Origin of the sequence: Mycobacterium sp. E3247 (genome assembly GCF_001667785.1) — a bacterium.
In the GTDB taxonomy this organism is placed as follows: Bacteria; Actinomycetota; Actinomycetes; order Mycobacteriales; family Mycobacteriaceae; genus Mycobacterium.
In genome coordinates this window covers 1-10,745 of record NZ_LZJG01000105.1, presented here as the reverse complement: position 1 = coordinate 10,745, position 10,745 = coordinate 1, and the positions used below count along the sequence as shown (strand labels likewise).

At 68.5% G+C, this 10,745-nt stretch carries 9 protein-coding genes; 3 read left to right on the top strand and 6 right to left on the bottom strand.

From position 1 onward, the window contains the following. The 4 genes from A9X04_RS05445 to A9X04_RS05430 form a co-directional block, all read right to left on the bottom strand. Nucleotides 1-907: amidohydrolase family protein (locus A9X04_RS05445; protein ID WP_231985664.1), on the bottom strand; the 907-nt coding region annotated here is incomplete at its 3' end. Between the two features lie 172 nt (nt 908-1,079). Next, on the bottom strand, nt 1,080-1,493 hold the full coding sequence (locus tag A9X04_RS05440; RefSeq protein WP_067918475.1) for a Zn-ribbon domain-containing OB-fold protein: 414 nt from the start codon (nt 1,491-1,493) through the stop codon (nt 1,080-1,082). Nucleotides 1,494-1,500: 7 nt separating this feature from the next. Beyond that, nucleotides 1,501-2,709, bottom strand: coding sequence for a thiolase family protein (locus tag A9X04_RS05435; protein WP_067918473.1), 1,209 nt, complete (start codon nt 2,707-2,709; stop codon nt 1,501-1,503). 8 nt (nt 2,710-2,717) lie between these two features. Continuing rightward, complete coding sequence (locus A9X04_RS05430; protein ID WP_067918477.1) at nt 2,718-4,943, bottom strand: acyl-CoA dehydrogenase; 2,226 nt, start codon at nt 4,941-4,943, stop codon at nt 2,718-2,720. A gap of 142 nt (nt 4,944-5,085) precedes the next feature. On the opposite strand from A9X04_RS05430, the gene A9X04_RS05425 reads away from it, so the two are divergent. After that, on the top strand, nt 5,086-5,685 hold the full coding sequence (locus A9X04_RS05425; protein ID WP_067918470.1) for a TetR/AcrR family transcriptional regulator: 600 nt from the start codon (nt 5,086-5,088) through the stop codon (nt 5,683-5,685). Here A9X04_RS05425 and A9X04_RS05420 read toward each other — a convergent pair. Together A9X04_RS05420 and A9X04_RS05415 are read right to left on the bottom strand one after the other, a co-directional pair. Further along, on the bottom strand, nt 5,611-7,476 hold the full coding sequence (locus A9X04_RS05420) for a pyruvate kinase (RefSeq protein WP_067918468.1): 1,866 nt from the start codon (nt 7,474-7,476) through the stop codon (nt 5,611-5,613). The genes A9X04_RS05425 and A9X04_RS05420 overlap by 75 nt on opposite strands. Nucleotides 7,477-7,677: 201 nt before the next feature. Beyond that, nucleotides 7,678-8,262, bottom strand: a complete 585-nt coding sequence (locus tag A9X04_RS05415) for a TetR family transcriptional regulator (RefSeq protein WP_067918466.1) — start codon at nt 8,260-8,262, stop codon at nt 7,678-7,680. 60 nt (nt 8,263-8,322) lie between these two features. On the opposite strand from A9X04_RS05415, the gene A9X04_RS05410 reads away from it, so the two are divergent. Both A9X04_RS05410 and A9X04_RS05405 read left to right on the top strand, forming a co-directional pair. Continuing rightward, nucleotides 8,323-9,420: a DUF1214 domain-containing protein gene (locus tag A9X04_RS05410; protein WP_067918464.1), complete on the top strand. Its 1,098-nt coding sequence runs from the start codon at nt 8,323-8,325 to the stop codon at nt 9,418-9,420. Next, a complete protein-coding gene (locus A9X04_RS05405) occupies nt 9,417-10,589 on the top strand; it encodes a sulfotransferase (RefSeq protein WP_067918462.1) in 1,173 nt (390 codons plus the stop codon). The genes A9X04_RS05410 and A9X04_RS05405 overlap by 4 nt, the downstream gene beginning before the upstream one ends. Nucleotides 10,590-10,745: the final 156 nt, after the last annotated feature.

Genomic DNA, 10,745 nt, shown 5'->3' with positions numbered 1-10,745 from the left:
CGTCTACAACCGCCATTCGGGATGGACGCAGGCCAAGTTCCCGCCCGGTTACCGCGGGCCCACCGACGTGTTCGGCGCGCCACAAAAAGTACGGTATCCAGCCGACGTCGCCCTCGGTGAGCGAGAACTTCAGCTGGGGGAAGTCCGCCCAGAACTCGGCCCAGATCAGCTCGGTGAAGGTGAACATGCTCATCATCGACGACGCCGTCATCTGCACACTGGGCGGGGCGTCCGTCGACACCTGCGGGCTCCGTGACGCGGACCCGACGTGCGTGCACAGCACCGTGTTGTTCTCGCAGACCGCCGCGAACAGCGGGTACCAGTACTTGGTGTGAATGCTGGGCATTTGCAACGCCTCTGGGTTCTCCGAGAACGTCACCGCGTGGCAGCCCTTGCCGGCGAGGCGCTTGACCTCCTTCGCCGCCTCGGCCACGTCGAACAGCGGCAGGATGCCGCAGGGGATGAATCGGCCCGGGTATGCGGCGCACCACTCGTCGATATGCCAGTCGTTGTAGGCCTTGATCATCACCAGGTTGACCGCACGGTCGGGGCCCTGGTTGAGGACCTGGCCGGAGAAGCCGGTGAAGTTGGGAAAGTTCAGGCCGGCCAGCTGACCGCCGGCGTTCATGTCGCGGACCCGTTCGTCGACGTTGAAGCAACCGGGGCGCATCTCGTCATAGCGGGACGCGTCGATGTTGTACATCTCGCGGGGCTTTCCCGCCACGGCGTTCAATCCCATGTTCCGGCCGCGAACCTCGCCGTAGTACCACTGCTGGACGCCGTCGGGTTCGGTCACCACCCGGGGCGCGCGGTCCTTGTACGTCGCGGGGACGTGGGCCTCGAACATGTCGGCGGGCTCGGTGATGTGGTCGTCCACGCTGATCAGGATCAAGTCGTCCTTGTTCATGCCGCGCTCCTCGGGGGGATCTGCGACTAGTAGATAATGGCGCCGATCACAGTGTCAACCGTGCGCCCGGCGCCGGCATCTCCGTGTTCGATTGCTGCGCAACGCGCACGGCCCACCTTAGTGAGCCGGCAGCTCCGCCGCTGGCTGCGGACTAATAGTCGCTGCCGCGAGATCAGTCGGCCGGCTCGTACCGCAACATCGTCACGTCGTGCTCCGGGTAGTCGAAGAACACCGGCTTCACTCGCATCCCCACCCTCAGGTCGGCGGGATCGACGTTGACCATCTCGGTGGAAAACCTTGGCCCCTCGTCCCATTCGACGATGGCCAGCAGCTGCGGGACGGCGTCGGCGAAGTGCGGGCTGACCGGGCGGCGCGCCACGGTGTAGGAATACAACGTCCCCATCCCGGAGATCTCTCGCCATTCCAGATCGTCGGCGAGCGTGCGCGGTGCGCGCACCCGTGGGTAGAACACGTAGCCGCCCAGCGAGGGCGAATACTGGATGACGATGCGGTGCTGCGCCAGTGCGTCCCAAAACGGTGCGCTGGTCGGGGTTTTCACGGGCATCGGGCGCTCGAAGGTGGCCATGTCGGGATCAATCCCCCTCGAGGATCAGCGTGGTTTGCTCGGACAGGATCCCGCCGTTGCCGGACACGAAGGCGCGGTGACAGTCGGCGACCTGCGCCGCGCCCGCGCGGCCCATGATCTGCCGGGTGGCGTCGCAGACATGGTGCATGCCGCCGGCGAGCCCGGCCTGACCGAACCCCAGTTGTCCGCCCGCGGTGTTGAGCGGGAAGTCGCCCCGGAAGGTCAGGTCATGGTTGGCGACGAACTCCATGCCCTTGCCCTTCTCGCAGAAGCCCGCGTCCTCCAGCGACAGCAGCACCGTGATGGTGTAGCAGTCGTAGATCGACACCATGTCCATCTGCTCGCGGCTCAGCTCGGTCATGGCGAACGCGGTGTCAGCTGCCTCCGCGATGGGAGTGTGCAGCAGGTCCTTGGCGTAGGTCGGGGTCTTGAACGGCACGTGTTCACCGAATCCCTTGACCCACACGGGCCGATGGCGCGCCCGCCCGGCGAGGTCGGCGTTGGCGACCACCACCGCGGCACCCCCGACGCAGGGCATGACGATCTCCAGCATGTGCAACGGGTCGGCGATCACGGGGCTGGCCAGGACGTCGTCGACCGTCAGCGGCTTGTCCTTCCAGATCGCGCCCTCGGTCTGGTTGGCGTTGACCCGCTGGTCGACGACGATCTTGGCCATCGCCCGCTCGTCGTAGCCGTAGACAGCCGCGTAACGCTGGGCCACCTGCCCGTAGGGCCCGTTCTGCCCGAGATTGCCGTAGGGGATCTCGAATTCGGCCTGGGGAGAGCCGTATTGGTTGCTCGACGACCCAAAGAACATCGCGTCCACCAACGGCCTGGGCTTCTTCTTCGAAGTCGGCGTGATGTAGCGGGCCGGCAAGGCGCACAGCACCGCGTCACAGATGCCCAGTTCGATCGCCGCGGCGGCCCGCCAGACCATGGCCGCCGCGCTGGCACCGCCCAGGTCGACGTGCTCGGCGAATCGCGCGCCGACGCCCAGGTATTCGGCGATGGTGGACGGCACGAAGATCTCCGACTCGGCCAGATGTGAGGCCACGATCCCGTTGACGACGTCACCGGGCAATCCGGCGTCTTCGAGGGCGGCGGCGGACAGTTCCGCCCATTGCTCGATCGCGAACGGCGCGAGCGAGGCCTTGTTGAGCCGCTCGGGGGGCAGCTCGACGTAGCCGACGATCGCGGCCTCTCCGCGTAATCCCATGGGCGGTCCTACTTTCGGGGCAGTCCGAGAATCATCTGCGCGATGATGTTCAACTGAATCTCGCGGGTCCCGCCGCCGAGCAGCTCGGCGGGCAGGTGCAGGTAGCGCTCCACGATGTCGGGGTCGGAGTCGGCGGCCATCACCGCGCGACCGGTCAGGCGCAGCGTGGCCTCGAACGTCCTGCGCAACAGGACGTTCATCGCCACCTTGGCGATGCTGGAGGCCGGGCCCGACGCCTGGCCGTCGAGCAACCGAATGGTCTCCCGAACGCCCAGCGCCTTGATGGCGTGCGTGTACGCGTCGAGCTCGCCGAGCGCGCGCAGCGCGTCGTCGCGGTCCGGTCCCGGTTCGGCCGCGAGCCGCCGCAGCGCCACCGCCCGGTCGAACTTGACGTATCCGCTGATGGCGGAGCGCTCTTCGGCCATGGTGGCGATCGCGAGGTTCCATCCGTCGGTAGGGGCGCCCAGCAACATCTCGTCGGGGACGAAGACGTCGTTGAGGAACACCTCGTTGAAGTGCGGCTGCCCGGTGGCCGTTTTGATCGGCTGGATTTCGATGCCGGGCGACCGCATATCGAGGATGAAGTAGCCGATGCCGCGGTGCTTGCTGGCCTCGGGGTCGGTGCGCGCCAGCAGGGCGCCAAGGTCGGCGTACTGCGCCAACGACGTCCAGATCTTGTGGCCGTTGACCCGCCAACCGCCGTCGACCTTGGTCGCCCGGGTGGCCAGCGACGCCAGGTCGGAGCCGGCACCCGGCTCGCTGAACAGCTGGCACCAGTGAATCTCGCCGCGTTGGGTCGGCGGAATCAGCTTTTCTTGCAGGTCTTTTGGTGCGGCGGCCAGCACCGAGGGCAGGATCCACTCGGCGATGTTGAGGGACGGCCGGACCAGCCCGGGTCGCTTGGCGAACTCTTCGTCGATGATGAGCTGTTTGAGGGGACCCGCATCGACGCCCCACGGCGCCGGCCAGTGCGGCGCCATCAGGCCGGCATCGGCCAGCAACGTGCGCTGGGGCCCGGAGGCCTGGTCCGGGTAGTCGCCGTGCGGTGCCGGTGTGTCGTTGCGCAACTGCATTGCCGCATCCAGCGTCTCGGCGACCCAGGACCGGAACTCCGATTCCGCGTCGCCGAGATTCACCGACATGTCGCGCGTCTGGGTGCACGTGAGCTGTCCCAGCTGCCGCGCCCAGCGATTCGCCGGACCGATCGATCCCGCCAGGCTGATGGCCCGTCGCCAGTACAGGTGGACGTCGTGTTCCCAGGTGAAACCGATGGCGCCGAGCATCGTCAGCGCGTCGAGCACCAGGTCCGGGATCGGTGAGACCGCGACCGTCGCCGCACCGCCGGAGGCCATTCGATGCTGGTCGAGCGATTCATCGACGGCACGCACCGCGTCCCAGGCCGCCGCGGTGGCCAACTCGCTGCTGACCAAAAGCATCGCCGCACTGTGCTGCAGCGCCTGGAAGGTACCGATCACCTTGCCGAACTGCTCGCGGACGCGCAGGTGCGCGGTGACCGCCTCGACGCACCACTGCGCGATGCCGGCCATCACGCTGGCCACCAGGCTCACGGTGACACACCGCGCGCGGTCGGGGTTGATGCCGCTGAGAACCTGCGACCCGGCCGCACGATAGTCGTCGAGTCGCAAGATGCCCGCGTCGGCGACCAGGTCGGTGCCGGTGACGGGCTCCGCTGTCGCCGTGGGGTTTTCGGTGTCGACAATCACCCAGACCACACCGTCGCCGTCCGCGCTGGCGCCGAGGAGGACCGTCCGCGCCGCGCAGACGCCGGCGGTTACCTCCGACGCGCCGGTCACCAGCCAGCCCTCGCCGTCGGGACGCGCGCTGAAGTCGCCGTCGTCGGGAAGCACGACCGCCGCGGTGGCACCCGCGGCCAGGCCGCGCACCAGGGCTTCGGCGGCCGCCGTCGGGTCGGCCAGCAGCGCGACGGCTCCGGCGGTGACCGTGGGCAGCAGCGGGCCCGGCAACAGCGCCTTGCCCGCCGCCTCCAGAACGCACGCGGCGTCCATCAGCCCGCCGCCCTGCCCGCCCAGGCTTTCGGGCAGATGCACCGCGTGAAAGCCGTTGCCGACCAGGGCGTCCCACCACGCGGGCCGCCGGCCCGCGGCGAGGTCGGCGAACGCCTCGCGAGTTTCGGCGATGGGCGCGTGCCGGCCGGCGAACCGGCCGACGGCATCGCTGAGCTCCTGCTGCTCCGGGCTCAGTCCGAGGGTCACGATGACGGCCACGAGGTGACTACGGTTGGCCGCACAGCTGCTACCCTTCCGACTTACAAGACGGACCGTCTCGTCTTGTGGCAGACTACCGGGGGCAGTCGAGCGATGTAAAGCGGGCCACCGCGGCAGTGAGGATCACCATATGGCAAGCGATCTCACCCGGGTGACCCCGCCGCGACGGCGCAGCGAGAAGTCGCGGACCGCGATCGTCACCGCCACGCGCGAGCTACTTCTCGAGCGCGGCTTCGACGGTCTGACCATCGAGGCGGTCGCCGCGCGGGCCGGGGTGGGCAAGCAGACCATCTATCGGTGGTGGCCCAGTCGCCCGGCCCTGGTCGCCGACGTGATGCTCGAGGACGCCGACCAGCTCCTCGCATCGGTCAATCACACCGAAGATCTGGCGGACGACCTGGTGGTGTGGGTGCGCAAGCTCGCCACGACCCTGACGACGGCCCGCGGCTCGGCCATGCTGCGGACCTTGACCGCCGCGGGCATGGAACACGAGGACACCGCGGTCAAACTGCGCGCCGGATTCAGTGAGCCTCTGCACGAGAGCGTCCGGGCGCGGATCGTTGCCGACGGCATCGACGACAGCACCGCCGAGTCGGCCGCGGATGCGATCGTCGGTGGCGTCGTCTATCCGATCCTGTCTGACCCACAACGGTATTCACGACGCCGAGCCGAGCTCACGACCCGAATCATCGTCGATGCCCTGACCCGCCGAGGCGGACCACGACCGTAGCGGGCGCAACAACGCGTTCTTCTTGTAGTAGTGATCGGCCATTCGCCGCATGATGTTGTCGAGCACGGTGACCGCGTCGTCGAGGAAGGGGCCTTTGTTCAGCATCACGCATTCGGCCCGTTCGCTCATGGCCGCGTCACTGATCTCGGCGCGTGACGGCAGGCCGGTCTTGGCGAGTTGCTCGAGGACCTGCGTCGCCCAGATCACCGGCAGGTGCGCGGCCTCGCACAGCCACAGGATTTCCTCCTGCAACTCGGCCAGCCGCTCATAGCCGCACTCGACCGCCAGGTCGCCGCGCGCGATCATCACCCCGACGCGCGGCCGGCGCATGGCGGTGAGCAGCAGCTGCGGCAGGTTTTCGAAGGCGCGCCGGGTCTCGATCTTGAGCACGATGCCCAGCCCGGCGCCGCCGAGCCGGTCGAGCTCATCCAGCAACCGCTCGACATCGGCCGGAGTGCGAACGAACGACATGTCGACGAGATCCGCCAGTTCGACCACGGCGGCGAGATCAGCGACATCGCGGTCGGTGAGCGCCGAGATCGGCAAGTCGGTGTCGGGCATGTTGATGCCCTTGCCCGCCTTCAGCCGAGCCTCCCCCTGCTCCGGCCGGTCGATGCGCACGGTGAGGACGTCACGGCCGGCGGATATCACCCGGCCGCCGATCTTGCCGTCATCGAAGTGGACCGCGTCGCCGGGCCGGGCATGATCGAAGGCCTCGGGCAGCGTGCAACCGATGCGCGGCACGGTTCGACCACTGTCGACGGGCGCCGGTGAGCAGTCACGGGTCAGTTGCAGCAGGCTTCCCGCGCGCACCAGTAGGCTCTGCTCCTTCTCCGGCAGCGGACCCACTTGCGCTGATTCTGCGGCTGATTCGCCGCCGTCCCCGGCGTGCAGCGCGGTCCCGGTTACCAGGTACGTCGTCTGCCGCGCGGTGACCACGAAGCCTCCCGGGACCGCGTCCTGCAGAACGATCTGCCGCTTGGCGCCGCGCGCATCCCGTAGCGCCAGCGCATCGCCCGCCGCGCGGTTCGCCAGCCACTGCGCCGGCACCGTGAACACCGCCATGTCCGGTTGCGGCGGGCCCGACGGTTCTTCGCCCGACGTCATCCACGCCCGTGCCGGTGCGACGACGCGGCCGAGCTGGTCGCGTTGCGGACGCAGCCGCACCACGCGGGGGCCCGGCTCGAGCGGACCGGTCCGCAGCTTCGGGCCCGCCAGATCCATGGCGACCAGGCATGGTGTGCCGGCGTCCACGGCCGCCTCGCGGACGTGGCGGGCCATGGCTCGCCATGCGTGGACGTCGTCGTGGGCGCAGTTGATCCGCGCGATGTTCATGCCCCGCCGCACCAGCTCGCGAACCAGGGCCGGGTCGGTCGCGGCCTGCGACGGCAGCGTGACCATGATGCGCGTCATCCGATGCGGGGGGCGGGGCCCCAGCAGCTCTACCGTGTGCTGGCGCAAGATCTTCGGTCCCTGCTCGATCGGCACCGCCGACGGGGGCGGCGGCTGCCAATTCCCGTCCGCCAAGGCGGCGATGGCCGCGCGGACCGCGACGAGCGTCGCCTGCACGTGCGCTTCGCTGCGGCCCAACGACGACAGGCCGAACTCCGCGAGCCCCGCCTGCAGGTCGCGTAGATCGAATTGGCGAATCGCCCAGTAGTGCAGCAGGTTTCGCGCACTCGCCTGGTGCTCCGGCGCGATCGCCGGCAGCCACTGCGCCCAGGAGGTCTCCGCGTTGCGCAGGCTGGTCAGTAGGTCGTCGATCTGGTCGAGCAAGCCGGCCAGCCGCATCTTGACGTCGCGCTGTCCTGACAAGACAACTCCCAGTTTCGGTGGCTAGCGGCCACACAGTGTTAACGTCCGCGTAACGCTCATCACGCGAATCTCCAAGGTACACAGTCAAATTACCGGCGGCTCGGGTGGCACAACAGGGGCATTGGTCCTTCAAAACGGCAGCGGCCGCCTCGAGACCGCAGGGCTCAGGACACGTGGCTATCCGACCGAGATCGCGGCCAGGCCACGCCCCACCCGCTCGGGGAGGGATCCCCCGTGGCTCAGCCAGTCGTCCAGGGCAATCCGGACGGTCGCCATCGCCAGCGCACCGATCAGGCGCGGCCTGGGGTCCTGCGGGACCAACCGCCGCAGGCGCGGCGCGACGAGGTCGCCGATCGCCCGCTCATAGCGCACATAGATGTGCAGCGTCCATGCGTCCAGCGTCTCGGACGACCTTGTGAGCATGGCCAATTCGCGGATCTGGTCCTCAATGTCGGCGGATCCTTCCGCGAGCTCGGCAAAGGCGCCGATGACCGCGTCGGTGGCGCTGAGGCGCTGCGGCTGCGCCGCCAGGGCGGTGGTGATCCGGTTCAGCCAATGGGCGGTCATGCCCTCGGCGACGGCGTCTTCCTTGGAGTTGAAGTACCGGAAGAACGTCGCCCGCCCGATGTCGGCTTCGTCGGCGATGCGCTCCACCGTCGTCGCGGCCAGTCCGCGGTCGGCGACCAGCTGAGCCGCGGCCGCGGCGATGCGCTGACGCATCGCCGTTCGCTTCCGTTCGGCCAACGACGTCGTGGCAGCCATTCCCCACCTTTTCCCGCGAATCGACACCTAAGACGTAAGACATAGTCTTAGCATGAGACGATGTCTCAAGACGCCGATTCGCCGGATCCGCCCGCTGCCCAGGCGCGTGCCGCCTGGGGGTTCCTTCAGCAGATGGTTGCCGACGTCACGAAGATCGTGACCGAGGACGCCGAATCCGAGCGGGAGTTGCTCGAAGGGCTGCGGCTGATCGCCCGCATCTCCTCCCTGTGCGCGCAGATGGCGGTTGAGGCCGACGCCGAGCGGCCCTCGTTCTTCGATATGTGCGCGGAGAACCGGATGGTCGGCGGCCCCAATCCCGACGGGAACTACTACCTGGCCATGATTCGTGGGGACCGGAGCTACCGGATCACCGGTTCCCGGGGCACCAGCGCCTACCTCGGATTGCAGATCCTGGCCGGCACCGGCCTCACGCCGCGCCGCATGGCGGGGTACGTCAGCGACCGCGATTTGGCGCTGCGCTCGGGCGAATTCACGCTGGTGCTGTCCGCGGACGAGCCTGCCGATCTGGCCGGCGCCCAGTGGGTGAAGATTCCCGAGGACGCCTCGTCGGTGGTGGTTCGCGAGTACATCGGTGATCGCGGCCGCGAAGAGCTCGCCACGCTGCGGATCGAGGCGTTGGCCCCCGCCTCGCTGACGCCGCTGATCGACACCGAGCTCGCCGATCAGTTCACCGCCATGGCGTGGTCCCTGATGAAGCTCGCGACGCTGCACCGCACCATCAAGCCCGAACTGCTCGGCATGCCCAATACGTTGCTGACCGCGCAGGCCGCCGACCTGGGCGCCGCGGACACCACCCCCGACAACCTGTACATGATCGGGACGTACCGGCTGGACCCCGGCGACGTCCTGCTGCTCGACATCGCACCCCCCGACGCCCGGTTCTGGAACGTCACGCTGGAAAGCATCTGGCACGAATGTTTGGAGCCGCGCGCTCGGCACAGCTCGGTGACGAATCGCGGCGTGGCACCCGACGCCGACGGACGGGTGCGGATCGCGATCTCCGCCAAGGACTTCGGCGTTGGCCACTGGCTCGACACCGGTGGCCGGCATCGCGGATTCATCGTCCTGCGCTGGCTGGACAATCCGGCACCCCCCGAGGTGACGGTGTCGGTGCGCCGCTGTGAGGAGAAGGTATGACGCTGCACGACCGATTCGCCCCCGAGCGGCTGATAGCCGCGGCCTGCGAGGAGGCGGGGAGCGACGACTTCGGCACCGAGGGCTGGCGGCCCGGGCTGCACCGCCTCACCGATGGGTTGATCAACGACGCGCGGCTGTCGGACATCGGCGTGGAGATCGCCCACCTCGACATCATGCGGGCGCTGAAGAACCGCCTGGGCGTGATCGCTTGGCGCAAGCAGCACCCCGAGATCGCCGCCAACCCGATCACAGCACCGATATTCATCGTCGGCCAGCCCCGCACCGGGACCACCATCCTGTACGACTTGCTCGCCCAGGATCCCGGGCTGCGGGCCCCGCTGACGTGGGAGGTCGACGAGCCGTGTCCGGTTCCGCAGCCCGAGACCTACCACGACGATCCGCGCATCGCGCAGACGCAGGCCAGCATCGACATGTCCGAGCAGATCATGCCGGGGTTTCTCGCGTTCCATCCGATGGGCGCCCTCGTCGGGCAGGAGTGCGTGCGCATCACCGCCGGTGACTTCGTCAGCATGATCTTCTCGGTCCAATACCGGCTGCCCGGTTACTACCGCTGGCTGCTTTATGAGGCCGACCATGCCGGCGCCTACCACTACCACCGAATCTTTTTGCAGCACTTGCAATCCGGTGTGCCCGGTCAGTGGTTGCTGAAGTCTCCGGCGCACCTGTGGCAGCTCGACACGCTGCTGGCCGAATACCCCGACGCGCTGATCGTGCAGACCCACCGCGACCCGCTCAACGTCATCTCCTCGATCGCCGCCCTGACCCACCACCTGCGCCGGATGTGCAGCGACGATTCCAGCGTCGCCGAGTGCGCGGCCCAGTCCTACGAGGAGATCGTGGTCGGCCTGGAACGCGAGATGGCCCTGCGCGACAGCGGGGCGGTGCCGGCGGACCGCGTGATCGACGTGCAATACAGCGACTTCGTCGACGACCCGTGGACCACGATCAAGGACATCTACCAGCGACTGGATCGTGAACTGCGACCCGAAGCCGAGCAGAGGATGCGCGAGTTCCTGGCGACCCATCCCGGCGACGGCGGCCGCGGCCGGTACACCTGGTCGGACACCGGCCTACGGGAAGGCGAGGTGCGCGAGCGGGTGCGCGCCTACCAGGACCGCTACGCGGTGCCCACCGAGACGCTGCGGTGACGAGGCAGGCGCGGGCCGAATATCGCAGGTCCGGACTCACGGCGCGAGCCTGACAAAGCCGGGTTGCTTCTGTGGGGGCGGTGGCGCCGGGGACGGCCGCACCGGACCGCCACCGCCCATGCCGCCACCTGTCCCGCCGGTTCCGCCGCCACCGCC

What these genes read in the sequence shown, in the direction of transcription:
- A9X04_RS05425 (WP_067918470.1), top strand. Translation starts at nt 5,086, where the DNA reads ATGGCAAGCGATCTCACCCGGGTGACCCCGCCGCGACGGCGCAGCGAG.
- A9X04_RS05405 (WP_067918462.1), top strand. Translation starts at nt 9,417, where the DNA reads ATGACGCTGCACGACCGATTCGCCCCCGAGCGGCTGATAGCCGCGGCC.
- A9X04_RS05440 (WP_067918475.1), bottom strand. Translation starts at nt 1,493, where the DNA reads ATGGCCACCTTCGAGCGCCCGATGCCCGTGAAAACCCCGACCAGCGCA.
- A9X04_RS05410 (WP_067918464.1), top strand. Translation starts at nt 8,323, where the DNA reads ATGTCTCAAGACGCCGATTCGCCGGATCCGCCCGCTGCCCAGGCGCGT.
- A9X04_RS05435 (WP_067918473.1), bottom strand. Translation starts at nt 2,709, where the DNA reads ATGGGATTACGCGGAGAGGCCGCGATCGTCGGCTACGTCGAGCTGCCC.
- A9X04_RS05420 (WP_067918468.1), bottom strand. Translation starts at nt 7,476, where the DNA reads ATGCGGCTGGCCGGCTTGCTCGACCAGATCGACGACCTACTGACCAGC.
- A9X04_RS05415 (WP_067918466.1), bottom strand. Translation starts at nt 8,262, where the DNA reads ATGGCTGCCACGACGTCGTTGGCCGAACGGAAGCGAACGGCGATGCGT.